The following is a 25,311-nucleotide window of genomic DNA, read 5'->3' as shown; positions in this document are numbered from 1 at the left end:
ACGTTTGGCTAGCTAGCCTTGCCCCTGACCTGGTTCGCAAGGCAGCCGCTTGGCTCCGCCGCTGCACCAACCAGGCGTTGGCCTGAGAATTCCTGCAGGCGCTGGTAACGGTCCAGCCAGAAGCCCAGTTCCAAGACCAGGGTCTTGCGCTCCAGCGGAGAGAGCGCGGCTGGCCCCTGGCGGATGACCTTCTCGGCATGGTCGATGGCGGCCCGTTGCTCAGGCGTACGGGCAGGGCAGTTTCTGATGGCGTAATGGAGCGCTTCGTTGAAGTCGCTATCCAGACCAGACATAAAAAGTCCTTGAGTCGATAAGGGGTTCTTCGAGTAGCTTTGCCTTTATCACTATCGAAAGGACGAGCGCTCTGGAGCGCCTCTTCAACTGCTCGTTAGCAGCGCGGTCTGGCGTCGGCAGCATGACGCCAGGACCTGCCAAGGCCTTGTTAACGCGAGCCTTTGAATCTGTCCAGGCGCCGATGTTGGCTGAATACTAGTCCGCTTCCGAGACCTTGAGCAGGCCACATCGAGTTGCCTGATAGGCGGTACGAAAAGCTGTACCTGTCTTGTATCCGGCTCTGGAGCGGGGTTTTGCCGTGATCTGGAACAGTTGATCCGGCAAGTGCCGCCGCTTGCATCTTGTATGGAAATTGGACGAAGCCGCGACTTTTTCGGCAGCCAAGCGCAATGGCTTCGACGAAACTGCGCGCCGTCGAGCGGTAGTGGCCGGCGCCTGGGAATGGCTGGACGCCCCAGGCAAATGGAGCGATGCTGAAAACGTACGCCACAGCGCGTGCGATCCCAAGGGGCGAGCGGCAAACGGCAGACCTTGGAAGGTGACTTCGGCGCATAACAATAAAAGAGGAGTCGAGCGATGTTCTACAAGGTCAGCGTGTATTCACGGCCTGAAGATCGTGGGCTGCTGGTGTGGCGGTGGAAGAAGCAGTTTCTCGGTGAGTGGGTGGAGTCGCGTCAGGAGTTCGAAGACTGCGATCACTGCGTTCATCATGCCCTGCAGGATGCCAAGGGGCAGAGCGTTCACCTCGAAACCGATCGCTGCACCCTCTATCGTTACCGCTTCGAAAGCATGCTTCACCAGTATGGAAGTTGCTATTGCCTGAACGGCGGGCGCTCGGCCGAAGCGGTACTGGATCTGATCGCCCAGATCGAAGAACGCCACAACGTCATCGTGCTGCGCGATGGCCAACCGTTCTTCGCCCATTACCGAGCGGATCTGCAGGCGGAAGGGACGCTGGCACCGGAGCTATGGCAGGGGGTGGAATGGCGTGGGCTGGACGGGCGCTTCGAGTACGTGCGCAATCGCCATTCGCCCTGGTCGCGGTAGCGACGCCAGCTACCGGCCGAGTTAGAAGGGCAGCAACTCCTGGCGCATGATGCTGATGTCGACAGGGGCCTGAATACCCACCTGCACGCGATCGCCCTGAACCTTGAGAATGCGGATATTGATGCCGCCGTTGAACAGCAGATCCAGCACCTGCTCTTCATCGCCTCCCGGTTTCAGGGATAGATTGATGATTTCGTCGGTGCGACGGGTTAAGACCAGATAAGACATGAGCATCCCTGCCATGATTTCAGGGCTCTGATGATAGCCAGTTCCGCTCCGGCTGAGAACCAGTAGGCAGAGTATTAGCGCTGCGGAAAAGCTCTGGTACGGCGCCCAGAGCGATATCGGCGCCTCAGTTGCCAGCGTCGCCCAAGGTAGCCCAGCGTGCCTGCGGCCACTACCAGCAGGTTGATGGTGTTGGTGACCACACCACCATGGTAGCCCCCGACCACCGCGATCAAGGTTGTCAGCGCCCACATACAAATGGCGGTCGCAACGGCTGCGGCCATCTCGTTGAAGTCGGATTCGCACGCAGGTTGCGAGAAGGGCTGGAGGTCGCTTTCATATTCTTCTGCCATGGGAGGCTCCGGCTGCTGTTCTTGTTGGAGAGTATCGCCATGAGTCTTATCGACTGACGATGAACAGTCTGGATGGGATCGATAGCGCGATCAGCGATAATTTCCGCCGAACGGACGAGAGGTATCGGCTAGAGCCTCGGGTGGTCAGCATAAGCGACCGTGGCGCCGTTTCGTCTCTGGACAGCTCGTCTGACAGAGGACAACTGCTGTGGACGGGTCCGGTCACTGCTGTGTTCGACGTGACTAGCCTGGAGACCACCATGAGCGACGACAAGATCACTCTCACGACCCGTCAGGGTCATCCGGTACGGGACAATCAGAGCCTGCGCAGCGTGGGCGAGCGAGGCCCTGCCACGCTGGAAAACTATCAGTTCATCGAGAAAATCACTCACTTCGACCGGGAGCGGGTGCCCGAGCGGGTCGTGCATGCCCGGGGGACCGCTGCTCATGGTTGGTTCGAAGCCTACGGCACCATCGGCGATGAGCCGGCCAGCCGCTACACCTGCGCCAAGGTGCTGACCAGGACCGGGGTGAAGACGCCGGTCTTCCTGAGATTTTCCACCGTCATCGGTGCCAAGGAGTCACCGGAGACCGCGCGCGATCCGCGGGGCTTCGCGATCAAGTTCTATACCGAGGACGGTAACTGGGATCTGGTGGGCAACAACCTGAAGGTGTTCTTCATTCGCGACGCCATCAAGTTTCCCGACATGATCCATGCATTCAAGCCCGACCCCATCACCAATCGCCAGGAGCCCTGGCGCTTCTACGATTTCGTCCAGCATCACCCGGAAGCCCTGCACATGGTGACCTGGGTGAAGAGCCCCTGGGGCATCCCGGCGGACTATCGGCACATGCAGGGTTCCAGCGTGAACACCTACAAGCTGGTCAACGACCAGGGCGTGGCGGTGCTGTGCAAGTTCTCCTTCGAGCCCAAGCAGGGCATCCGGAATCTCACCAGCGAGCAGGCAGCCGAGATCCAAAAGTACGACGTGGGCCACGCCAGTCGGGATCTCTACGATGCCATCGAGCGCGGCGATCATCCCGAGTGGGAGATGTGCGTGCAGATCATGGCGGACGAGGCACACGACGAATTACCCTTCGATCCCCTGGACGACACCAAGCGCTGGCCGGAGGACCAATTTCCCCTGCTGCCGGTGGGCCGGCTCGTGCTGGATCGCAATCCCTCGAACGTCTTCGCCGAAACCGAGCAGGCCGCCTTCGGCACGGGCGTGCTGGTAGAGGGCATCGACTTTTCCGACGACAAGATGCTGCAAGGGCGGACCCTGTCCTATTCCGATACCCAGCGTTATCGGGTCGGCGCCAACTATCTGCAATTGCCGATCAATGGCCCCAAATGCCCCTACGCCACCAATCAGCGCGATGGTCAGATGGCGCTGCAGGTGGATCGCAGCGGGAGCAATCCCCACGTCAATTACGAACCCAGCTCCCAGGGTGGCCTGCGCGAGGCGCCGCGGCCGCAGCACGAGTATCGTCAGTGGATCGAGGGCCATCTGGGGCGCTATCAATCTCGCAAGACGGCTGCCGATTACCAGCAGACCGGCGCGCGCTATCGCAGCTTCGAAGACTGGGAGCGGGACGATCTCATCGCCAACCTGGTTGCCGACATGCAGGCCTGTCCCGAAGACATCCAGCTGCGGATGGTCTGGCACTTCTGGCATTGCGACCCGGACTATGGCACCCAGGTGGCCCAGGGCGCCGGCATCGACTTGGAAAGGGCCAAAGCGCTACCGAATCTGCCGGGCCATCCTGCGCCCAACGAGGACGTAGCGGAAGCCACCTACCAGGGTGGGGAACGGGAAAGCCGTTGAGGGGGACGCCATCGCCTGCGGCTGAAACCGAGGCGGCCCGGCGGACAGGCGCCGCCGGGGTCCGGCCCGCTCAATTCAGCGTTCTATCGCTTTCTAACCGCGCCCAGCAGCGGTCGAAGTCGGCCTGCCAGTCCGGCAGGGCGCTCGGCAGAACCGCCTCGACCTTGCTGCAGTCGAGACAGGAGTAAAGCGGTCGCGTCGCCGGCGTGGGGTAATGTTCGGTCGTGGTGGGATAGAGACGCGCGCGCAGCTCGCCGCGTTGATCCAGGCGTTCGGCAATGGCGGCGGCGAAGCCGTACCAGGAGGTCTGACCCGCATTGGTCAGGTGATAGAGGCCACCGACGTCGTCGTGCGTCAGCAGGCGTTCGACCAGTTGGCGAGTGGCCGTGGCGATGGTAGGGGCCCAGGTGGGGGCGCCGAGCTGATCCTCCACCACATGCAATTCGTCGCGCTCGGCCAGCAGTTGGCGCATGGTGTTGAAGAAGCATTGGCCGTCATGGGAGTAGACCCAGGAGGTGCGCAACACCAGGGCGCGACCCCCTGCCGCCAGCACCCCTTGCTCGCCCGCCAGCTTGGAGCGGCCATAGACACTGAGAGGCGCTGGGATGCAGCTCTCGGTGTAGGGCTGGCGGCGCCTGCCATCGAAGACATAGTCGGACGAGTAGTGCACGAAAGGGATATCCCGTTCGCGCGCCAGTTCGGCCAGGATCTGCGGCGCCCGGGCATTGATGGCCTCGGCACGCTCGATGTCTTCTTCGGCCTGATCCACCGCGGTATAGGCGGCGGCGTTGAGAATGAGGTCGGGTGCCAGCTGGTCGAAGGCCGCGCGCAGTTGCTCAGTCTGGGCGAGGTCGAGGTCCGTCTGACCCAGTACGGTCAATTGATGGGTGCTGCCGAACTCGCGCTGCAAGGCGCGCGAAACTTGGCCGGAGCGGCCAGTGATCACAATATTCATGAAACCTTGCCTGAACGCCCTCAGCTGAAGGCGTAGTCCAAAAAGTCGATTCCTGAAAAGCCTCGGGCTTTTCCCAAACGCACCAAGGCCTGCCGCGCGAGGCGACAAATCAAGGCTTGCGGTCATCTTTCCAAAGAAAGATGGCAGCCGCTGGCTATGGCGGAGTGGGCATCGACGGGATGGACATGGAGGTCATGGTAGGACTCGAGCGAAATAGCGTACGCGGCTAGGACTGCCGTCTGTCGGCGGAGTTCAGCGCGTGCCGGAGGACGATGGCAGCAGCTTGCCAAGCTGCAGCCCTGCCGTCGAGGCGGTTAGCAAGGCGGTATGGAGAACCTGTTCAAGTTCGCGGATGTTTCCCGGCCAGGGATAGGCGATCAATGCAGCCTGGTCCTGGGCCGTCAGCTCTGGCGCCCTGCGGTCGAGACGGTCCGCGTGCTGCTGGAGGAAATACCGGGCCAGCGGTAGCAGGTCGGCCGGGCGCTCACGGAGCGGCGGGACGGGCACCAGACCTGGCGCAAGCAGCGCCCAGAGGCGAGCAGAGAAGTTACCCGCCTGAACCGCCTGTGCCAGGTCGACGCTGGAACCGGCGATCAGGCGGACATCCACGGCTGTGCGTAAGCTACTGCCCAGGCGCAGGATGCTGCCGTCCAGCAGGACCTCCACCAGCTCTTCCTGCAACGCGCCAGGCAGGTCGGCGATTTCGTCGAGATAGAGGCTGCCCTCGTGAGCGGTGCCGAACCAGCCCAGGCGGCTGCCAGAGGTGCCGGCATAGGCCCGGGGGACATAGCCAAACAATTCGGCAGCGCCATGTCGGCGACTGAGCGAGGCGCAATTCAGGCTGCTGAACAGGCCGCTTCGGCCGCTGCGTTCGTGCAGCCGACGCGCCAGTAGCTCGCGCCCGGTTCCCCATTCGCCTGACAGTACGACAGGGCTTGGCAAGGGTGCCCACTCGTCCAGTTGTTCGAGCAGCTGTCTGGAGCGGGGATCGGCGAAGGCCAGTGCTTTGGCGCGGATGGTCAGGGTACTTTGCTGATCCGCAGGGACGATCAGCAGATCGGACGAGAGCGTAGGCATGGTGAGGTCGTAGGCAGTCAAAGCATCATCCTACGTGGTAGTTGTTATGCCAAAAAATAAGCTTTAGCTATGCCTTTAGCTCGTTTGGTTATCTATACGGATCGGGTATGAATTGATCGCAGCTCTGGGAGTCCGGGTAGTGACCTGAAGGTCTGCTGAAGACCGGCAATTGCCTCTTCCAACAAGGCTGCATTGCGTGACCGCTGCCACTATCGCTAGGGTGGAGCCACGGGCCTATTCCTGTTGCCCCTGAAGAAGAGGAATCGAGGTCAGATGGCTTCCCTGCGTGCTCCCTGTCCACCTGGTGTCTGCACCTGCGAGCGTGACGCCATTCTGGCGGACCCCGCCGGTGATGCCCGAGCGCTGTTGCTCAATCGCCAGGAAGAGCAGCGGCTACTGGAACGGCTGGAAAACATCGCCAGCGTAGCTGAGCTGGAGCGACTGCAGCAGCGCCTGCAGGAACAGCTTGGCATCCGCCTGGAGATCGGGCCGGGACCCGGAGAGGTACGCAGCGCCCGTGGCATGCTGATCGAATTGCAGCCGCGACCGGGACTGTGCCGCAAGCTCCATCAGTCGATACCGGCGGCGGTGCGCCGTGGTCTTAACCAGCGTCCGGAAGTCCTCTTCGCGCTGCTCAATGCCAACGATCTGCTGCGCGACGCCTGAGCGCGCTCAGGCAGGGGCCTTGAAGCGAATCCAGGTGGGGGCGTGGTCGCTGGTCTTTTCCAGGCCGCGTACCCAGCGATGCACGCCCGCTTCCTGCAAGGAATCCTGTAGTGCCGGACTCAGCAACAGATGATCGATGCGCAGGCCGGCGTTGCGCTGCCAGCGTTGGCGAAAATAGTCCCAGTAGGTGTAGATCGCCTCGTCCGGATGGCAGGCCCGGAGGGCATCCAGCCAGCCTTGACGTAATAGGCGTTCGAAACAGGCACGGCTCTCGGGTTGCAGCAGGGCGTCCTTGCGCCAGGACTTCGGATCGTAGATGTCATGGTCGGTCGGCACCACGTTGTAGTCCCCGGCCAGCACTACCGGATGACCACTCTCCAACAGACTCTGAGCGTGGTCGATGAAGCGCTCGAACCAGGCCAGTTTGTAGTCGAATTTAGGACCAGGCCAGGGGTTGCCGTTGGGCAGATAGAGGCTGGCGACGACCACGCCCTTGACCGCCGCTTCCAGATAGCGGCGTTGCGGATCGTCGGCCAGTCCCAGCAGGCCCCGCCGAATCTCCAGGGGCTGGTCGCCCCGCGCCAGGATAGCGACCCCATTCCAGGACGGCTGTCCATCCCACAGCGCACCGTAGCCCGCCGCTTCCAGCTCCGCCTGGGGAAAGTCGGCGGACTTGGCCTTCAGTTCCTGCAGGCAGACGATGTCGGGCTGCTCCCGCTCCAGCCACTGCAGGAGGATGGGCAGTCGAGCGCGAATGCCATTGACGTTATAGGTGGCAAGGGTGAGGGCGGTCATGGGTCGCTCCTGAGTCGGTTATAGCCATGACCCGGCGCTGATATAGCCAGTTCCTCTTGTACCATTATGTGATCAACTTCGCATTAATTTGTGACTTACTTTTTTTGGCACCTTAGGGAACTTTTTGGCGGTTGTTCCAATATGGCGGAAGTAAATTTGACGGCGGGCGGGAGTATGGTGCTGGGAAAACGGAGGTGAATGGATTCACCCTTCTGAGTCGATGAGCGGAAATTTTAAAAAATTCAATAAAAACAAAGGGTTTTATTATTCTGCCGTGATGTCTAAATAGTGGCCATCATAATTGCTGATGAAGTTGGCATGTGGCTTGTATAGGTCAACCTGCCTGGAGGCAACGTCGTGCCAAATTTCCTGCGCGCGACTCTTCTCTCACTTCATATCGGCCAGTGTTCAGGGAGCGCGCTGTCGATTTAGCGCAGTTGGTGATGATGAATCCATCCTTCCTGAAGTTTTCCCGCAGGGCAGCCCGGGTGCTGCCCTTCGTTGCCGCCCTGACCCTGGCTGCCGGTGCCAAGGCCGAGCAGGTCAATCTGGTGGGCCTCAATCTGTCCGGTGCCGGTTTCGCCGGACAGGTACTACCGGGTGTCAACGGTACCCACTACATCTTTCCCGTCGAAGCCTACTTCAAGCAGTGGAGTGGCAAGGGCATCAAGCTGATTCGCTTCCCGATCATCTGGGAGCGCCTGCAACCCGTGCTGGGCGGTCCATTGGACCCGACCTATGCGGCGCTGGTGGACCAGACCTTCGCCAATGCGCAGAAGTACGGCATGCGCATCATCCTCGATCTGCACAACTACACCTTCTATCGCGGATCGGTGATCGGCAGCGCGGCGGTTCCCTACGAGCGCTATCAGGAGATCATGACCCGGATCGCGCAGCGCTGGAGCAGCCAATCCTCGCTCTATGCCTACGACATCATGAACGAGCCCCACGACTCCATGGCCCAGTGGCCGATCGCCGCCCAGTACGGCATTAACGGGGTCCGTGCGTTCGACAAGACCAAGCCCATCATGATCGAAGGCAACGGCTGGTCGGAGGCGACCCGCTGGCCGCTGTGGAACGACTCCCTGCTGGCGCTCAAGGATCCTTCCGACAACCTGATCTTCCAGGCGCACTCCTATTTCGACGAGAGCGCCGGCGGCAACTACACCGGGATCGATGTCGGCAAGCTGAGCCAGGATTACGGCGTGGAGCGTGTTCGGCCGTTCGTCGAGTGGCTGAAGAAGAACAAGAAGAAGGGCATGATCGGCGAATTCGGCGTGCCGGATAACGATCCCCGTTGGCTGCCGTTGATGGACCGGATGCTGGCCTATCTCAAGCAGAACTGCATTCCCGCCACCTACTGGGCCGCCGGCCCGGGCTGGGGCAATTATTTCCTGTCGGTGGAGCCGATCAATGGCGCCGACCGGCCGCAGTGGCCGACCCTGCGCAAGTACATCGATGACAGCAGCTGCACCGCCATCGGTCCCTTCGCCAGCAGTACTGGCAGCACCCCGGCCAGCGGCACCGGGGCCACGGGTGGCGGCACTGGTGCCACCGGCGGCAGCGGTGGTTCCAGCAGCGGCAATACCGGTTCGAGCAGCGGTGGCAGCTCGGGCGCGGCTCCCGCCGCGGGCGGCGGCAATACCGGAGGCTCCACCACGACCGGGGTGACCACCGCGATCAACGATTTCACCAACGAAGACTGGCTGCATGGCGTCTATCGCAAGGCCGCCGGCTTCTCTATTCCGGCCTCGGCTGCCAATGTGGGCGCCTTCAAGGTGGGTGCGCAGATCACGCCGGCCGATGGCAAGAGCTACAAGGTGACCTATGCCCAGGTCGTCGGCAGCAACATGAGTGTCTTCATCGAGAGCCCGCAGCTCGACGGCAATGCCTATGGCTATCCCAAGACCCTGAAGACCGGTACCACCACCTCTGGCACGCCGGCGACGGTGCCGGGTGCCACGACCGGTTCGACCGGTGGTACGGGAAGCACGGGCAGTGCGGGCAACACCGGTAGCACCAGCTCGGGCAGCAACTCGGGCAGCACGACTCCGGTCGTGACGGCGCCGGTGGTCGAGGTGAAGCCCGCGACCGGCACCGGCAGCTCGGGCGTGACCACGCCGGCGACCGGTTCCGCGGCGACGCCGACAGGGTCGGCGGGGACACCCGCCAATGGCGCCAAGCTCAATCTGGTGGGGCTGAACTTCTCGGGTGCCGCCTTCGCGCCCCAGAGCCTGCCAGGGGTGCTCAACGTCAACTACATCATGCCGGGCGAGGCGCATTTCCAGCAGTGGAGCGCCAAGGGCGTACGGCTGATCCGCTTCCCGTTGATCTGGGAACGTCTGCAGACGCGCTTCTTCGGGAGCCTGGAAGGGGCGTACACCCAGCAGGTCACCCAGGTGCTGGAGCTGGCCAAGAAGTACAACATGAAGGTGATCCTGGCGCTGGACAACGGCGGCCGCTACAAGGGCACCCTGATCGGCACCGGTACCGTCACCAACTTCAACTACTGGGATCTGATGTACCGTCTGGCCTACCAGTGGGGCAACCATGCCGCGCTCTATGGCTATGACATCATGGGCAAGCCCAATGGCGCCGACAGCAGCTGGCCGGTGACGGCGCAGTCCGGCATCGACGGGGTGCGTACCATGGACCGCACCCACCCGGTGATCGTCCAGGGCAATGCCTGGGGTAGCGCGGCCAACTGGCCGAGCGCGAGCAATGCCTTGCTCAATCTGAAGGATCCGGCCAACAACATCATCTACGCGGCGAACGTCTACCTCGATGAGGACGGCAGTGGCACCTACGCCGCGCAGAACATGAACAACTTCGATCCGCAGGTGGGGGTCAATCGCGTCAAGCCCTTCGTCGAATGGCTCAAGCGCAATGGCAAGCGCGGCATGATCGCCGAGTTCGGCGTACCGGCTGGCGACAGCCGCTGGCTGACGGCTACCGACAATCTGCTGGCCTACCTACAGCAGAACTGCATGCCGCTGACGTACTGGGCGGCGGGTCCGGGCTGGGGAACTGCCGCGCTGGCGGTGGAGCCGGTCAATGGCGTGGAGCGGCCGCAGTGGCCGACCCTGAAGAAGTACGTCGATGCCAGCAACAGTTGCACGGCGGTAGGACCGCGCTAGCGTTCGCTGAGCCTATCCTGAAGGCGACGAACCTCTTGAGGTTCGTCGCCTTTTTTCTTGACCGATTGGTAAGGAAACACGCGCCTTTCACGCAGCACGGAAGCGCATCAGCGAGACGAAACGGCTCTGTAGCGGTGGTTTAAGGGACGACGAACGGCTCTAGCTCGATTTGTCAGGGCACGGTTAGAGTCCGCTTGACACCACAAGCACAAGGAGTAGGTGCCATGACGCAAACCACCCAGCAGCGGCTGCAGACTCTCGAAGAGCAAATTCGCAGTCATCGACAGGATCTCGCCCGGAGCCGGCAGAGCTTTCAGGAGCAATTCGTCATCTACACCCGAGAGTTTGCCCGGCTGAGCGTGCTCGAAGCCCAACTCGAGCTGGTACGCCGGATTACCAAGGCGCCGAACTGAAGTCGGTCAGGCATCAATCGTCCCGCGTCAGGACTTCCAGCAACTCGATTTCGAACCTCAGGTTGGAGTGCGGCTTGATCACAGCACCGACCTGACGTTCGCCATAGGCGAGCGCCGCCGGTACCTCCAGGCGCCGCTTGCCGCCCACCCGCATGCCCATCAGCCCCTGGTCCCAGCCCCTGATCACCCGGCCGGTGCCGATCACACACTTGAAGGGCCGCCCTTTGGCACGGGACGAATCGAACAGGGTGCCGTCGTCCAGCCAGCCCTTGTAGTGGGTGGTGATCAGGGCGCCCTTGACCACCGCCTTGCCGTCACCCACTACCAGATCCTCGATCCGCACTTCGTCACTCATCGCTGCGCTCCCGGCAAAAGCCGGATTCTAGCCTGAGCGTGCTCTTATGGCTGACTCACTCCGGCACCTCGCCGAACAGGCCCGCCTGATAGTCGCGGATTGCCTGGCGGATCTCCTCGGCGCTGTTCATGACGAAGGGGCCGTGGGCGACGATGGGTTCGGCAAAGGGCGCCGCATGCCCATAGAGCAGTACCGCGCCGTCGCGACTGGCGACTTCGATCTGGTCGCCGTCGTCGGCGAACTGGAACAGCTGCCAGGGGGCTTCGTCCTGGCCAGCGATCTGCAGGGTGCCGCGGACGCCATAGCAGAACACCGTGGCACCTGCGGGAGCGGGCAGGCTGGCGCGGCCGCCGGGGGCGATCTCGACGGTCATCAGGGTGATGGGCGTCGGCGTCTGTACGGCGCCCTGGACACCCTGGTGAGTGCCGGAGGTGAGTCGGATGCGCACCCGGCCTTCATCCTCTTCGATCAGCGGCATGGCTTCGGCAGTGACGCCTTGGTAGGCCGGTGGCGTGAACTTGAGGCGGGCGGGGAGATTGACCCACAGCTGCAGGATCTCCAGGTCGCCGCCATCGCGCTTGAAGGCGGCGGGAGAAAGTTCGGCATGCACCAAACCGCTGCCCGCGGTCATCCACTGGATGCCCCCAGCTTCGATGACGCTTTCGTGGCCGCCGCTGTCGCGGTGGGCCAGCGAACCGGCGAGGATGAAGGTGATCGTCTCGAAGCCGCGATGGGGATGAGGACCAAAGGGCAGGCCGGCATTGTGCGGCGGATAGACCTGGGGACCGTGGTGGTTGAGGAACAGGAAGGGATCCAGATGCGGCAGGCCGGGGCCCGGCAGCGGGCGGCGGGTCTGGAGGTCACCGATGTCGTCACGCCGGGCGGGATGGCGGTGCAGCAGGGTACGGGCGGTCATGCGGGGCCTCGCGGGGGCAAAACCCCAGTGTAGGGGGCACCTCGGCACACGGGTACCCCAGGCGTGAAGAGCGCCCTTCAGATGGAGAAGCGCACCTCGCGTTCCGGCCGGACCACGAGCGGGCGACGGTGATTGACCACCAGTTCGCCGATGCGGATCAGGTGGGCGCGGGTGACGTTGCGACTCAGCCCCAGCAGGCGCGCGGTATGGACCTGGTTGCGATGGCAGAAGCGATAGGCCGCGCGCACCAGGGCAGCCTCGACGCGCTCGTGCAGGGCCTCTGGTTGCTCTTCGAACAACTGGGCGAAGGCCTCGGTCAGCAGGCTGTCCACCGGCGCCGTTTCGACCGGCCGAGGTGCTGGCGGAACGAGGCTGGGCCGCTGGACGAACGACAGGTCAGTGGCTTCCAGCTGGCCCTGGGGTTTGAGCAGCAGAGCGTGCTGCAGGGTGTTTTCCAGCTCGCGGATATTGCCCGGCCAGGGGTGTTCCAGCAGGCGTCGCTCCGCCGCTGGTGTCAGGGAGACCGGCACCTGGGCATAGGCGTGGAGGAAGTGCCGGGCCAGGGGCAGGATGTCGCCCTGGCGCTGGCGCAAGGGCAGCAGCGGCAGGCTGACCACATTGAGGCGATACCAGAGGTCCTCGCGAAAGCTTCCTTCGGCCACCGCTCGCTCCAGCGGGACGTTGGTCGCGGCGATGATGCGCACGTTCAGGGCCACGCTGCGCCGAGAACCCAGTCGCACCACCTCGCGCTCCTGCAATACGCGCAGCAGCTTGACCTGCACCGACAGCGGCAGATCGCCGATCTCGTCGAGAAACAGGGTGCCGCCGTTGGCTTCCTCGAACCAGCCGGCGCGGGCAGCCAGGGCGCCGGTGAAGGCGCCTTTTTCGTGACCGAACAACTCCGCCTCGACCAGGCTCTCGGCGAAGGCGCCGCAGTTGACGGCGACGAAGGGGCCGGCATGGCGGTGGCTCAGGGCATGGATATGCCGGGCGATCAGCTCCTTGCCGGTACCGGTCTCGCCGATCACCAGCACACTGGCATCGCTCGGCGCGATCTTTTCCAGATGGGCGAGCAGCTCTCGTGATTTCGGGTCGGCGAAGACCTGGGCGGTCGCCCGGTAGCGGGGCACCTCGGGCGTGCGGGTCAGGGTCAGCAGGGTCATCGCGGGTTCCTCAGGAGTAGAAGCTGGGGGTGGGCAGGACGTCGTTGAGGGCCCAGTCGCCCAGTTCGTGCAGCTTGTAGTCGAGCGGATCGTGCAGGGTCTGGGTGCGCAGGTTGCGCCAGTAGCGATCCAGCCGCAGGGCGCCGGCGGTGGCCCGGGCGCCGCCGACTTCGAATAGCCGACTGGCGAGATCGAGACCGTGGCGACTGGCGGCGACCTTGGCGGTGGCGATGGCGACGGCCAGTTCGCCGCGGACTTCGGCGGTGAGGGCCGGTCCCTGTTGCCAGGCCTGGGCGAAGGCGCCATTGGCCCGCTCCACCAGCAGGCGGCTGCTTTCCAAGGCCACCCAGAACTCGCCGTAGTGACGCAGGATGTAGGGGTCTTGGTTGGCACTTGCCGCCGGGGACTTGAACCAGGGGCGCGCCTGGGTGGTGGTGTAGCGGCGCGCCTCGGCGAAGGCACCTTCGGCCAGGCCGAGAAAGATGTTGGCGAAGATCAGCTGGGCCAGCAGCGGCCGCAGGCAGGCGAAGGGCGTGCTCAGGGGGCCGGGGTCGAGCAGCCATTCCCGCTGTTCGACACGCACGGCGTCGAAGCGGGCGCTGCCGCTGTCGGTCTGGCGCTGGCCGTTGTTGTCCCAGTCGTCGAACAGCTGGATACCGGCACGGCCGGTGGGGACCACGGCGATCAGCAGGCGCCCGCTGTCGTCGTTTTCCAGGGCCGAAAGCAGCAGCAGATCGGAGTCCAGGGCACCACTGCAAAAGCTCTTTTGGCCATCCACCTGCCAGGCGTCGCCGCTGCGGCGTGCGAGGGTACGGCGATCCAGGGGATTGAGGGCGTTACCCCAGAACAGGGCGTCGCGGGCGGTGCTTTCCAGCCAGGGACGCCATTGCGCGGGCTGGCCGAACAGCTGGGCGGTGGCCAGCAGCAGATGGTGGAAGCCGAAGACATGCGCCAGGGAGCTGTCGACCCGGGCCAGTCGACGCACCGCCTCCAGCGTCTGGTCCCAGGGCGCGCCCAGGCCCCCCAGTTCGACGGGAATGCTCAAGGCCAGCAGGCCACTCTGGCGCAAGGCGTCCCGCTCGGTTTTGGGGGTACCACCCTGACGATCCCGTTCCGCGGCCGTGGCGGCGAACAGGGTCAGCAGGGGGGGGAGTGGTTCCAGCAGGGAGTCGGACATGGGGAACTCTTAGCGTAGACGGAGCTGGCAGGCGTTAGAACGTAATGCTGAGTAAGCCCTGGTTTGAAATATTTTTTTGTTATTAGTTAATGGCTCGATGCCACCCATCTTGCATTCCGCTCGCCTGGTCATTTCCTTGACCATCGAGTTTAAGACCTGACTATTGGCTGCCGACACCGAGTTAACTCAATCTCCCGACCAGGGGCGTGTCATGTTCAACAAGGGACTAAAACAAGAATTGCAGCGTCTCCGCGAGCAGGTGGATTCCTTCAAGCGACTGAAAGCCGAACTCGATGTGGAGATGATCGGCCTGGAGCTGGACGGCAGGGGGTGCATCACCTCCGTGAACGCCAATTTCGAAAAGGAGATGGGGCTGCGGGCCGCGGATTTGCTGGACCGCCCCCTGGCCGAGCTGATTCCGGGACACGTTCGGAACCAGGAATACAGCCGGCGCCTGCAGCAGAGTCTGAGTCGCGGTGAGCCCTACAGCGGTGCCCTGCATCTCCTGCGTGGCGACGGCCAGGAAGCCTGGTTGAGAGGCATCCTGCATCCCTTCCATGATAGCCAGGGCCAGGTGACGCGCTTTCGGTTGTTCTGCAATAACCTGACTCGAACCATCGAAACCTCCCGCGAGCACGAAAGCCTGCTCAAGGCCCTGCGTCGCTCCACGGCGGTCATCGAGTTCAACCTCGACGGCGAGGTGCTCGATGCCAATGACCGATTCCTGCAGGCCATGGGTTATTCCCTGGCGCAGATCAAGGGCAAGCACCACCGGCTGTTCTGCGAGCCAGCCGAGGCCAACTCCGACGCCTATGGGCAGTTCTGGGCGCGCCTGCGTCGCGGCGAATTCGTCGTGGATCGCTTCAAGCGGCTGGATGCCCACGGTCGCGATGTCTGGCTGGAAGCCTCCTACAACCCGGTGATCGATGCCCATGATCGCCTGTACAAGGTGGTCAAGTTCGCCACCGTGATCACCGATCAGGTTCACCAGGAGCAAGCGGTGTCCGAAGCCGCCAGCGTGGCCTTCGAGACCTCCCGGCATACCGATGACACCGCCCGTAAAGGCGCGGCAGTGGCGCAGCAGACGGTGGACGTCATGCGTGCCCTGGCTACCCAGATGCAGGAGGCGGTGAAGGGCATCGAGGCGCTGGATAACCAGTCCCAGGTGATCGGCACCATCATCAAGACCATCAGCGGCATCGCCGAGCAGACCAACCTGCTGGCACTCAACGCGGCCATCGAAGCGGCCCGGGCCGGCGAGCAGGGCCGCGGCTTCGCCGTGGTGGCCGACGAGGTCAGGCAACTGGCCTCGCGCACCAGCAAGGCGACCGAGGAGATCGTCGGGGTGGTGCAGCAGAACCAGCAACTGGCCGGCGAAGCGGTGACAGTGATCGAGAATGGCCGGCGCCAGGCCGAGCAGGGTCTGGAACTGGCCGGGCAGGCCGGGCAGGTGATCGTGGAGATCCAGCACGGCGCCCAACGGGTGGTTGGGGCCGTGGGACGCTTCGCCCGCCAGCTGTCGAACTGATCCAGCGCGCTGAATGCTCAACGGCAACCTTGGGGTTGCCGTTGAGCATTCAGAGGTACCCCATGTCAGCCCTGCCTGCTGCCGCCGCCGATCTGCCAGACGAAGGGCGGTTCGCTGCCTTCGATCTCCCAGACGCCGACAATCCGCTCCTTGTAGATCAGCGGATTGTGCGAAGCGGCGGTGCGGGCGTTGCGCCAGTGGCGATCGAGTCCCTTGCGGGTGCTGGTGGCCGAGGCGCCCAGGGCATTGAACAGATCGCTGGTGGCGCGCAGCACCAGTTCGGCGACCGCCGATTGCGCCTGGGCCGATTCCAGTTCCGCCGCCACATTGGCGTCGTGCTCTGCGGCGGCATCCCCGGCATAGCGCGCCTCGAAGGCGGCCTGGGCCGCAACGGCGGCTGCCAGGGTCGCCGCCTTGGCGGCATAGACGAAGGCCGAGGCCTTGCCGACCACCTGTTGCACCTGAGGGTCGGCACTGGCCGCGCTGGCATTGCCGTGGCTGTATACCCGGGTACGACCGCGCACTTCACCGGCGAATTCGCGCACGGCCGCCTGGCCGCTGCCGGTGATCACCGCCAGCAGCACCAACTGGTAGAAGGCGGTCTGGTACTTGAAGCGAGTAGCGAAGTCGATGAGGTTGTCGGGTTCCACGACGACATCCTCGAACACCGAGGTGCCGCTGGCCGTGGTGCGCTGGCCGAAGCCGTCCCAGTCGTCGGACTGACGCACGCCCGGTTGGTCGGTGCGAATGGCGGCGATGACGTCCCCGCCGGTGTCGTCACGCTGGGCGTAGACGTCGATCCAGTCGGCGAACAGGCTGCCGGTGCTGTAGTACTTGGTGCCGTTGAGACGCCACTCGCCGTTCTTATGGCTGACCCGGGTGATGACCTCGCCAAGCTTGACGGTGCCGATCTCTGTCCAGGCATTGCCCACCAGGTCACCGGCGACGAAGCGCTCGAACCAGATCTGCTGGGAGGCACTGGCGTGGGCGTTGAGGCGATCCTCGACAAAGGCGAAGTGGCCGCGCAGGGCCTGGGGCAAATTGCTGTCGGCAGCCGCCAGCTCGATCAGCAGTTGGACCAGCTGCGGCAGACTGGCGCCGGCTCCACCGAATGCCACGGGCACCCGCACGGCACCGAAGCCGGCCTCCTTGAGCCAGGCGATGGGGGCATAGGGCAGGTTGCGGTTGCGTTCGCGCTCCAGGGCACCCTCGGCGATGCGGGTAAAGATCGGGCGGAAGCGGGCAGCCAGTTGTTCGTAGTCCGGGCTTTCCGTGCGGGCAGGCGGTAGGTGGCGAATGGGCAGATTCATGGTGGTCCTCGGCGGATGTAGGGGCGACGCCAGAGGCTTTGCAAGAGCGTTGCCAGGGCGAAAAAGCCCGCGTTCTCGGGGTTTGCCGGGCCTGGCCTGCCTGGCCAGCAGCAGGAGTGCCCGGCTGCTGTTGCCCGGGCGACAGCGGGGCGGCCACGCTAGACTGGTCTTTTGCCTGGAGCCCCCATGGACCTCTTGTTTCTCGGCACCTCGGCCGGGGTGCCGACCCGGCGGCGCAATGTCTCGGCCCTTGCCATGATCGAGGACCAGGGCAAGGGCTGGTTTCTCGTCGATTGTGGCGAGGCCACCCAGCACCAGCTGCTGCGCACGCCGCTGTCGGCGGCGGACCTGCGCGCCATCTGCATCACCCATGTGCACGGCGACCACTGCTATGGCCTGCCGGGGCTGCTGGCCAGCGCCGCCATGACCGGACGCAGCCAGCCGCTGGTGCTGATCGCGCCCCAGGGGGTACAGGACTGGCTGGCCGCTACCCAGGCCCTGACCGCGCTGCACCTGCCCTTCGAGTTGCGGTTCCATGCCCTGGAAGGTTTCACCGGGCTTGCCGTGGGCGCCTGGGATATCGACGCCTTCGCGCTTTCCCACCGGGTGCCCAGCCACGCCTTTCGCTTCCGCGAGACCCGCCGACCGCAACGGCTGGATCCGGCAGCCCTGGCGGCTGCCCAGGTGCCGCGTGGCCCACTCTGGGGAAGATTGCATGGAGGCGAGGATGTGCCGCACGAGGGCCGCTTGCTGCGCAGCGCCGACTTCCTGCAGGCGGCCCATGGGGAGCGGCGGCTGGTGGTGGCGGGGGACAATGACGATCCTGCGCTGCTGACGGAGGCCTGCCGGGGCGCTCAGGTGCTGGTCCATGAAGCCACCTACGCCCAGGCGCAGATCGACAAGACCGGGCAGAGCTGGGGTCACAGCAGTGCGGCCGGGGTCGCTCGCTTTGCCGAGGCGCAGGGGCTACCCGCCTTGCTGCTCACCCATTTCAGTCCGCGCTACCAGGCCGCTCCGGGACGTTCGCCCTCCATCGAGGAGCTGCGCCAGGAGGCGGCGGCTTGCTATAGCGGCGACCTGCACCTAGCGGAGGATTTCTCGCGCTTTCGCCTGGATCGTCAGGGACGACTGAAAACCCTGGGCCAGAGCGGAGGGGCAGAGGATGACGACCCGTATCAGGTGAGAGGCTGAAATTTTTCGGCCTTGTCTGACCTGTTCTCCTTGGGCATAGTGCGAACGTTTATCATTTCAGGATTGTCCTGATCTCTCGTACCTCGTCCCTAGGAGAAGCAAATGGCGGTGTCTTTCAACAAGGTCTCGACGCTGGGCGCCATGGCGCTACTGTCCCTGGCAGTGGCCGCCTGTTCCAATCGCCCGGAGGCACCGACGCCACCGCCACCCGCGCCGGCTCCCGTGGCCGCGCAACCGGCTGCGCCCCAGGCGCCCACCGAACTCAAGCGTATCGAGCTGGGCTACGGCGTCTATGAACTGGCCTACAGTCCGGCCAAGCAGTCGGTCTATGCTGCGACCGCCCAACTGACCAAGGGCGTCACCGGCGGGGTGATCTATCAGCTGGACCCGGCGACCCTGGCCATCACCGGGCAGATCCACACCGATCTGAAGAATTTCGCCCTGACCACCGATGCCAGTGGTGAGACGCTATTCGTCACCAACTCCCTGGATGGTGGTCTGAGCCGCATCGACCTGCGCACCGGCAAGGTGGAGAAGCGCCTGAAATTCAACGAGATGGGCCGCGACGGCCATCCGGTCAATCCGCGCCAGGTCATCCTGCATGACGGTCTGCTGTATGTCGGCGGCGTTGGCGATCCGGGCGTGATCTGGGTGGTGGACGCCAAGACCCTGACCCTCAAGGCGCGCATTCCCAATGCCGGCAAGTGGGTGACCGGCCTGCTGTACTCCGAGGATACCGGGCGTCTCTATGCGGCCAACGGCAGCGGGGAAGTGCTGGTGATCAATCCGCGTACCCGCAAGATCGAGCACCGCTGGACCCCGGGCGATGGCGGCAAGTACCTGCTGCTGAATCTGGCCGAGGATCGCGCGAACCACCAGTTGTTCGTCACCGACAATTCCGAAGCCAAGACCGTGCTGGTCTTCGATATCCGCAGCGGCAAGGTGATCAATCGCCTGCCGGTGGGCGATGCCCTGGCCATCAAGCTCAATACCACGCGTAACGAGCTGTACATCACTCAGCGCGAGACCGGTCGGCTGCTGATCTTGGACGCCACCACCTACGCCGAGAAGAAGGCCTACGACCTCAAGCCCAATCCCAACAGCCTGCTGGTGAGTCCGGATGGCCAGACGCTGTATGCGACGGTGAAGACGCCCTTCGACAAGGAATACATGAACACCGCGCCGGAAAGCGTGGTGCGCATCGACCTGACCGCGGTGAAGTAAACCGCGCTTGCGGGCCGCCGTGGCGTCCTGCCGCGGGGGCCCTGGGCTTCCCAAGCCCGCCGGGTTGCTCTTGAATGGTGATCCCTCGCCAAGGAGCTACCGGTTTGTCCGCTACCGATCTCAGTTTGCTTCCGCTGCTGGACGCCTCCTACCACCACTGGCTCGGCCAACCGCTGCCGCGGCCTGCCGGCCTGTCTCAGGCCGACGTTCTGACGTGGCTGCACGAAAGGGCGCCCTATGCCCTGCTGGCCCACGGCATCGAACAGGATCCGCTGTTCTGCTATGCCAACTACCAGGCCTTGTGCTGCTTCGGCTATCCCCGCGCCGAGTTTCTCGGCATGCCGTCGCGCTTCAGCGCCTCGCCCAAGGACCGGGACGAGCGTCAGCGCCTGATGGAGGCGGTGGGGCGCCAGGGCTATGCCAGTGGCTATGAGGGCTGGCGGGTCGATCGAGACGGTGAGGCCTTCCAGATCCATGCCGGCGTGGTTTGGAATCTGCTCGATGTCGACGGACAGCGGTTGGGGCAGGCGGCGTTGTTCTGGCCGGATCCGCAGCGGGTTGGGCAGCTGGAGTGAGGGGGAGATCGTTGGGCTTCGCTAACGCTCAACCCAACCTACGATGACTCTTTGGCCATAAGGCTCGTAGGTTGGATTGAGACGGCTCCATCGTCGAAGCCCAACAGGGTATGCATCGAGGCTGGACTCTGTTGGGCGTCGCTGCGCTCAGCCCAACCTACGCCGTGAGCTGGACCGCGCCCTCTCCCTTGGGGAGAGGGCTGGGGTGAGGGGACAAAACCCTCACTCGTCCTCGACGATCAGCACCACCAGGTCCTTGGGCCCATGGGCGCCATAGGCCAGCACCTGCTCGATGTCGGCGGTCTTGGATGGTCCGGAGATCAGGAGGGCATTGGTCGGCATGCCATCCTGCCAGCAGTGTTGTTGCTGCAACTCATAGAAGTTGTCGACCACGGTGCTGGCCCTGAGCAGGGCGATGTGCAACGGCGGCACCAGACTCATCAGCCGAGGTTCCTGGCGATCCGGCCAGAGCACCAGGCTGCCGGTGGAGGCCAGGGCGCCGAGGGTGCCGGTGAGGCTCGCCGGGGTGTCGTTGAACAGTTCGGCCTTCCACTCTTCCACGGGGCGGTCATAGGCCTTCCAGCGCGGCTGGCCTTGGTCCTGCCAGCGCTCCACCAGGCGCGCGCCATGCGGCGTGCCGGGGGCGATCAACAGCTGATCCAGACCTCGTTCGGCGAGGACGCGCTCCACCTGCGCCGGCCAGTCCGCCGTGGTGGTCAGGTGCGTCTCGGTATGCACCATTTCCATCAGGGTCCGCAGACGGGCGACGCGCTCCGTGGGTGGGTAGCGCCAAGGGTCGGTCACCAGGGCTTCGTCGAAGTTGTCGGCCAGGGGCTGGGTACCCTGCAGACTGCCACGCAGCTTGGCGAGGATGTTGTCGCGGGCGCTCATGGGCGGTTCTCCAGGTGTTCGCGGGCCAATTCGTGGAGCGAGCGCTTCGCTGGCTTGGGCGCGCTGTGGTGCTCGGTCCAGGGCCCGAGTTGGCCCGGGGTGAAGCGGCCGAAGCGGGTGGCCAGGTAGCTGAAGCCGCGATAGAGCAGCGGCGAGGTGAAGAGGCTCTGCCAGGCATGCCAGGTCCAGCGCTCGCGGGCGGAAAACTTGCTGCCCTGGCCGCGCAGGAGCTGCGGCTCTGCCTCGGGCGCCTTGACGTTTTCCTCGCGCAGTCGGCGCAGCAGGGCGGGAATCGGGATCTTCACCGGGCAGACTTCACCACAGGCGCCGCACAACGACGAGGCGCTGGGATGATCGGGCGCCCGTTCCAGGCCGACCAGATGCGGGGTGATGATGGCGCCGATGGGGCCCGGATAGACCTCGCCATAGGCGTGGCCGCCGATACGGGTATAGACCGGGCAGTGGTTCATGCAGGCGCCGCAGCGGATACAGTTGAGGGTCTGGCGCAATTCGCTGTCGGCGAAGGCCTGGCTGCGGCCGTTGTCCAGCAGCACCAGGTGCACCTCGCGCGGCCCGTCCAGTTCCTCGGCCTTGCGCGGCCCGGAGATCATGTTGACGTAGGTGGTGATGGGCTGACCCAGCGCCGAGCGGGTCAGCAGAGACAGCAGGGGCACCACGTCTCTGAGATTTTCCACCACCTTCTCGATGCCGGTCACGGCGATATGTACGGGCGGCACCGTGGTCGACATTCGCCCGTTGCCCTCGTTTTCCACCAGCAGCAGGGTGCCGGTCTCGGCCACGGCGAAGTTGACCCCGGAGATGCCGATGTCGGCCTCGAAGAATTTCTGCCGCAACACCCGCCGGCCGGTCTGGATGAGTTCATCGACGTCGGTGGTGTAGGGCTCGGCCAGGTGCTCGTGGAAGAGGGTGCCCACCTGCTGCCGGTTGAGGTGGATGGCCGGCATGATGATGTGCGAGGGCTTCTCCCCGGCGAGCTGGATGATGTACTCGCCCATGTCCGACTCCAGGCAGTCGATGCCCTGGGCGCCGAGGACGTGGTTCATGTCCATCTCTTCGCTGACCATGGACTTGCCCTTGATCAGCAGTTTGGCCGCATGGCGCTCGGCGATCCCCTGGACGATGGCGTTGGCCTCGGCCGTGGTCTCGGCCCAGTGCACCTGGACGCCATTGCGTCTGAGATTGGCTTCCAGCCGCTCCAGCAGATCCGGCAGCTTGGACAGCGCCCGGGCCCGGATGCGATTGCCCAACTCGCGCAGGCGCTCGCGCTCGTCGGCGTCGCTCATGCTGGCCAGTCGCTTGGTCATCAGCGAATCCATGGCCGTGCGGAAGTTGCGCCTGAGCTGGTCGTCGCCCAGGGCTTGACGCGCACGCGTCTTGAAGGGCGGCGCCTCGCTGATGTCGGTAAGGGGAATCTTCAGCATCTCGTTCACGCTGCACCTCCGATACGGCGCCAGAGAAAGCTCGCCAGGTGTTCGCCACGCAAGGCGGCGCGTTGCTTTTCCAAGGCGCCGTTGATGTTCATCAGGCAACCGCAGTCGGCGGTGAGCACCTGAGCGGCACCGCTGTCCTGCAGGGCGCGGGTCTTGTCCGCCACCATGGCGCCGGAGATGTCCGGCATGCGTACCGAGAAGGTGCCGCCAAAACCGCAGCATTCGCTCTCGTGATCATGGTCGACGCGCTCCACGGCCGCCAGCTGGCTGAGCAGGGCGCGGCCGTGCAGGTGGGTCTGCATCTCGCGCCGAGCGCTGCAGGAGGTGTGCAGGGCGACCTTGGTCGGGGCGCCGCGGTCCTGGTAGTCGACCTGGCAGACGTTGAGCAGGAATTCCGCCAGTTCGTAGGTGCGTTCGGCCAGGTCGAGCGCCTGGCGCAAGGTCTCCGGCTCGTCAGCGAACAGCTCGGCATAATGATGGCGCAGCATGCCGGCGCAGGAGCCGGAGGGCACCACCACCGGCCAGGGTTCGGCGAAGAGCGCCAACTGGGCGCGGGCCACGGCACGGGCTTCCTCGGTGTAGCCCGAGGTGTAGGCCGGCTGGCCGCAGCAACTCTGCGCCTGGGGAAAATGCACGCGGATACCCTCGCGCTCCAGCAGGCGAATGCTGTCCAGGCCGGCTTCGGGATAGAAGAGGTCCACCACGCAGGTGCCGAACAGATAGACCTGGGTCGGTTTCTGCTGCGGATAGGTCCGTGGCGGCGCCAGGGGCGGCGCGGTACGGGTGGCGTTAGGGGCGGCGTTGTAGAAAAGATTGTTCATCAGGCGTCACTCCGGGTTAGCCCGGTAATAAGAGGACCGGCGATGGCCTGAGCCGCCGCCGGGAAACGCGCTATCAGTGCACCAGCATCCCGGTGAATACATAGGCCTGCGCCAGGGTGATAAAGCCGACCAGGATGGCGAAGCCGATACTGTGGCGCACGGTGAAGCGGAACAGGTCGGACTCCTTGCCCACCATCCCGGTGGCAGCGCAAGCCACGGCGATGGACTGCGGCGAGATCATCTTGCCGGTCACGCCGCCGGAGCTGTTGGCGGCCACCAGCAGGGTGTCGGAAACGCCGATCTGGTGCGCGGTGGTCGCCTGCAGTGAGCCGAACAGGGCGTTGGAGGAGGTATCCGAGCCGGTCAGGAATACCCCCAGCCAGCCCAACAGCGGCGAGAAGAAGGGGAACAGCGCGCCGGTGCCGGCCAACATCAGGGCCAGGGTGGTGGACATGCCCGAATAGTTGACGACGAAGGCAAAGGCCAGCACCAGCCCGATGGAGAGGATCGGTTTGCGCAGTTCCACCAGGGTTTCCTTGAACACACCCAGGGCGGTCGAGGGCTTGATGCGGAAGATGGCCATGGAGATCAAGGCGGAAATCAGGATGGCCGTGCCCGAGGCCGACAGCAGGTCGAGCTTGTAGACCGCCGGCATGGGCGTCGGGGTGGCCACGATCGGCAGTGTCTTGATCACCAGCTTGTCCAGATAGGGCACTGGGACGTTGATTACCAGGGCATAGAGAGCGCCGCCGGTGGCGAACAGTGCCTTGAAGGCCTTGGTGGTCCAGAGGGTGACGATCACGGTCAGGATCAGGAAGGGTGACCAGGCCTTGATCACGGTGCCCAGCGAATGCTCCGGTGGCAGGCGACCGCCTTGGCCGAAGCCGGCACCACCGCCTAGCGCAGCTGCGCCGCCGCCGCTCACCACGGTGTTGGCACCGGCAGTGGCCTGCTGCGGTTGGCTCAGTTTGAGGTAGCCGGTGAGGGCGATCATGGCAGCCAGAGACGAGGTGATGTCAGGCAGTTCTGGGCCGAGGAAGTTGGAGGTCAGGTACTGGACCACCGCGAAGGTGCCACCGCAGATCAGCGCCGGTTTCCAGGTTTCCCGCAGGCCACGCATGCCATCCATCATGAACATCAGCCACAGCGGTATCAGCAACGCCAACAGTGGCAGCTGGCGACCGGTCATGGCGCCGATCTTGAAGGCGTCGATGCCGGTCACCTGGCCGGCGACGATGGTCGGGATGCCCAGGGCGCCAAAGGCCACCGGCGCGGTGTTGGCGATCAGGCAGAGCCCGGCCGCCTTCAGCGGATTGTGGCCCAGGCCCACCAGCAGCGCGGCGGTAATAGCCACCGGCGCGCCGAAACCGGCCGCACCCTCCAGGAAGGCACCAAAGCAGAAGCCGATCAGCAGCACCTGCAGGCGTTGATCGTCGGTGATCGACAGCACCGAGCTGCGGATGATGTCGAACTGGCCGCACTTGACAGTCAACTTGTAGAGGAACACCGCCGTCACGATGATCCAGGCGATGGGCCAGAGACCATAGAGAAAACCGTAGCCGGCTGATGCCAGTGCCTTGTCCACCGGCATGCGGTAGACGAGCAGCGCGATGGCCAGGGCGAGCGCCAAGGTCAAGGCGCCCGCGACGTGGCCCTTGAGTCTCAGGCCGGCGAGGGCAACGAAGAAGAACAGAATGGGCAAGGCGGCGACGAAGGCCGAAAGGCCCAGGCTGCCAAGGGGGAGATAGATCTGTTGCCAGGTTTCCATCGGGTGCTCCTTGATTGTTTTTGTAGGGAGGCGGCAGGACGGGGTTGCACAAGATCGCGACCTGTGGCAAAAATTGGTAAGACCAATTTACAAGGGCGACTTCACGCACGTTAAGCGGGGTCTTTGCCTCTGTCAAACCCCTTGATGTGC

The 25,311-nt window shown here is 64.3% G+C and carries 24 protein-coding genes and 1 pseudogene; 10 read left to right on the top strand and 15 right to left on the bottom strand.

Going from position 1 to position 25,311, the window contains the following annotated elements; translation table 11 throughout:
* Positions 1-8: 8 nt before the first annotated feature.
* Positions 9-293, bottom strand: coding sequence for a hypothetical protein (locus LRS53_RS14080; protein ID WP_231356338.1), 285 nt, complete (start codon positions 291-293; stop codon positions 9-11).
* A 577-nt stretch (positions 294-870) separates the two neighbouring features.
* Between LRS53_RS14080 and LRS53_RS14075 the strand changes: the two genes are divergently transcribed.
* Positions 871-1,341: a hypothetical protein gene (locus LRS53_RS14075; protein ID WP_231356337.1), complete on the top strand. Its 471-nt coding sequence runs from the start codon at positions 871-873 to the stop codon at positions 1,339-1,341.
* Between the two features lie 21 nt (positions 1,342-1,362).
* Here LRS53_RS14075 and LRS53_RS14070 read toward each other — a convergent pair whose 3' ends face one another.
* Together LRS53_RS14070 and LRS53_RS14065 are read right to left on the bottom strand one after the other, a co-directional pair.
* Positions 1,363-1,569, bottom strand: coding sequence for a carbon storage regulator (locus LRS53_RS14070; protein ID WP_231356336.1), 207 nt, complete (start codon positions 1,567-1,569; stop codon positions 1,363-1,365).
* 74 nt (positions 1,570-1,643) lie between these two features.
* Positions 1,644-1,919, bottom strand: coding sequence for a hypothetical protein (locus tag LRS53_RS14065; RefSeq protein ID WP_231356335.1), 276 nt, complete (start codon positions 1,917-1,919; stop codon positions 1,644-1,646).
* A gap of 260 nt (positions 1,920-2,179) precedes the next feature.
* Between LRS53_RS14065 and LRS53_RS14060 the strand changes: the two genes are divergently transcribed.
* Entirely contained in the window at positions 2,180-3,748 is a 1,569-nt protein-coding gene (locus LRS53_RS14060) for a catalase (protein WP_231356334.1), read from the top strand.
* Between the two features lie 70 nt (positions 3,749-3,818).
* Here the strand turns inward: LRS53_RS14060 and rfbD are convergent, their stop codons facing one another.
* A complete protein-coding gene (gene rfbD, locus LRS53_RS14055) occupies positions 3,819-4,829 on the bottom strand; it encodes a dTDP-4-dehydrorhamnose reductase (protein ID WP_269216731.1) in 1,011 nt (336 codons plus the stop codon).
* Positions 4,830-4,955: 126 nt separating this feature from the next.
* Positions 4,956-5,801, bottom strand: coding sequence for a sigma-54-dependent transcriptional regulator (locus LRS53_RS14050; protein ID WP_160923051.1), 846 nt, complete (start codon positions 5,799-5,801; stop codon positions 4,956-4,958).
* 252 nt (positions 5,802-6,053) lie between these two features.
* On the opposite strand from LRS53_RS14050, the gene LRS53_RS14045 reads away from it, so the two are divergent.
* The gene (locus LRS53_RS14045; protein WP_017640340.1) at positions 6,054-6,446 is read left to right on the top strand and encodes a hypothetical protein; all 393 of its coding nucleotides are present in this window, start codon (positions 6,054-6,056) and stop codon (positions 6,444-6,446) included.
* A gap of 6 nt (positions 6,447-6,452) precedes the next feature.
* Here LRS53_RS14045 and xth read toward each other — a convergent pair whose 3' ends face one another.
* Positions 6,453-7,241, bottom strand: a complete 789-nt coding sequence (gene xth, locus LRS53_RS14040) for an exodeoxyribonuclease III (RefSeq protein WP_231356332.1) — start codon at positions 7,239-7,241, stop codon at positions 6,453-6,455.
* 443 nt (positions 7,242-7,684) lie between these two features.
* On the opposite strand from xth, the gene LRS53_RS14035 reads away from it, so the two are divergent.
* Positions 7,685-10,378, top strand: a complete 2,694-nt coding sequence (locus tag LRS53_RS14035; RefSeq protein ID WP_231356331.1) for a glycoside hydrolase family 5 protein — start codon at positions 7,685-7,687, stop codon at positions 10,376-10,378.
* A gap of 224 nt (positions 10,379-10,602) precedes the next feature.
* On the top strand, positions 10,603-10,791 hold the full coding sequence (locus LRS53_RS14030; protein ID WP_231356330.1) for a hypothetical protein: 189 nt from the start codon (positions 10,603-10,605) through the stop codon (positions 10,789-10,791).
* 13 nt (positions 10,792-10,804) lie between these two features.
* Here LRS53_RS14030 and LRS53_RS14025 read toward each other — a convergent pair whose 3' ends face one another.
* From LRS53_RS14025 to LRS53_RS14010, 4 genes are all read right to left on the bottom strand, one after another.
* Positions 10,805-11,146: an FKBP-type peptidyl-prolyl cis-trans isomerase gene (locus LRS53_RS14025; RefSeq protein ID WP_231356329.1), complete on the bottom strand. Its 342-nt coding sequence runs from the start codon at positions 11,144-11,146 to the stop codon at positions 10,805-10,807.
* A gap of 55 nt (positions 11,147-11,201) precedes the next feature.
* Positions 11,202-12,062 (bottom strand): pirin family protein, encoded by an 861-nt coding sequence (locus tag LRS53_RS14020; RefSeq protein WP_231356328.1) that lies wholly within the window; start codon positions 12,060-12,062, stop codon positions 11,202-11,204.
* Between the two features lie 77 nt (positions 12,063-12,139).
* Entirely contained in the window at positions 12,140-13,225 is a 1,086-nt protein-coding gene (locus LRS53_RS14015) for a sigma-54 interaction domain-containing protein (RefSeq protein WP_231356327.1), read from the bottom strand.
* Positions 13,226-13,235: 10 nt separating this feature from the next.
* Positions 13,236-14,402 carry an acyl-CoA dehydrogenase family protein gene (locus LRS53_RS14010; protein ID WP_231356326.1) on the bottom strand — a complete coding sequence of 389 codons (1,167 nt, stop codon included), beginning with the start codon at positions 14,400-14,402 and terminating at the stop codon, positions 13,236-13,238.
* Between the two features lie 211 nt (positions 14,403-14,613).
* Between LRS53_RS14010 and LRS53_RS23980 the strand changes: the two are divergent.
* Both LRS53_RS23980 and LRS53_RS23975 read left to right on the top strand, forming a co-directional pair.
* Positions 14,614-15,390, top strand: a pseudogene (locus tag LRS53_RS23980) (PAS domain-containing protein); the annotation flags it as partial.
* A 108-nt stretch (positions 15,391-15,498) separates the two neighbouring features.
* Positions 15,499-15,930: a methyl-accepting chemotaxis protein gene (locus tag LRS53_RS23975; protein WP_442968527.1), complete on the top strand. Its 432-nt coding sequence runs from the start codon at positions 15,499-15,501 to the stop codon at positions 15,928-15,930.
* Between the two features lie 65 nt (positions 15,931-15,995).
* On the opposite strand, the gene LRS53_RS14000 is transcribed toward LRS53_RS23975, so the two are convergent.
* Positions 15,996-17,240 carry an acyl-CoA dehydrogenase family protein gene (locus LRS53_RS14000; RefSeq protein WP_231356324.1) on the bottom strand — a complete coding sequence of 415 codons (1,245 nt, stop codon included), beginning with the start codon at positions 17,238-17,240 and terminating at the stop codon, positions 15,996-15,998.
* 186 nt (positions 17,241-17,426) lie between these two features.
* On the opposite strand from LRS53_RS14000, the gene LRS53_RS13995 reads away from it, so the two are divergent.
* The 3 genes from LRS53_RS13995 (at position 17,427) to LRS53_RS13985 (ending at position 20,230) form a co-directional block, all read left to right on the top strand.
* Positions 17,427-18,431: a ribonuclease Z gene (locus LRS53_RS13995; protein WP_231356323.1), complete on the top strand. Its 1,005-nt coding sequence runs from the start codon at positions 17,427-17,429 to the stop codon at positions 18,429-18,431.
* A 102-nt stretch (positions 18,432-18,533) separates the two neighbouring features.
* A complete protein-coding gene (locus LRS53_RS13990) occupies positions 18,534-19,655 on the top strand; it encodes a YncE family protein (protein WP_231356322.1) in 1,122 nt (373 codons plus the stop codon).
* A 104-nt stretch (positions 19,656-19,759) separates the two neighbouring features.
* Positions 19,760-20,230, top strand: coding sequence for an MEKHLA domain-containing protein (locus LRS53_RS13985; RefSeq protein ID WP_082731538.1), 471 nt, complete (start codon positions 19,760-19,762; stop codon positions 20,228-20,230).
* A gap of 222 nt (positions 20,231-20,452) precedes the next feature.
* Here LRS53_RS13985 and LRS53_RS13980 read toward each other — a convergent pair whose 3' ends face one another.
* The 4 genes from LRS53_RS13980 to LRS53_RS13965 form a co-directional block, all read right to left on the bottom strand.
* Positions 20,453-21,121: a LutC/YkgG family protein gene (locus tag LRS53_RS13980; RefSeq protein WP_231356321.1), complete on the bottom strand. Its 669-nt coding sequence runs from the start codon at positions 21,119-21,121 to the stop codon at positions 20,453-20,455.
* The gene (locus LRS53_RS13975) at positions 21,118-22,563 is read right to left on the bottom strand and encodes a LutB/LldF family L-lactate oxidation iron-sulfur protein (protein ID WP_231356798.1); all 1,446 of its coding nucleotides are present in this window, start codon (positions 22,561-22,563) and stop codon (positions 21,118-21,120) included. Before LRS53_RS13975 ends, LRS53_RS13980 begins: the two co-directional genes overlap by 4 nt.
* Positions 22,564-22,568: 5 nt before the next feature.
* A complete protein-coding gene (locus tag LRS53_RS13970) occupies positions 22,569-23,393 on the bottom strand; it encodes a (Fe-S)-binding protein (RefSeq protein ID WP_231356320.1) in 825 nt (274 codons plus the stop codon).
* A gap of 73 nt (positions 23,394-23,466) precedes the next feature.
* Positions 23,467-25,161, bottom strand: a complete 1,695-nt coding sequence (locus LRS53_RS13965) for a lactate permease LctP family transporter (RefSeq protein WP_231356319.1) — start codon at positions 25,159-25,161, stop codon at positions 23,467-23,469.
* Between the last annotated feature and the right edge of the window lie 150 nt (positions 25,162-25,311).

This window comes from Pseudomonas sp. PLB05 (assembly GCF_021106615.1).
GTDB classification, from domain to species: domain Bacteria; phylum Pseudomonadota; class Gammaproteobacteria; order Pseudomonadales; family Pseudomonadaceae; genus Chryseomonas; species Chryseomonas benzopyrenica.
This window is presented reverse-complemented; position numbering and strand designations above follow the sequence as displayed.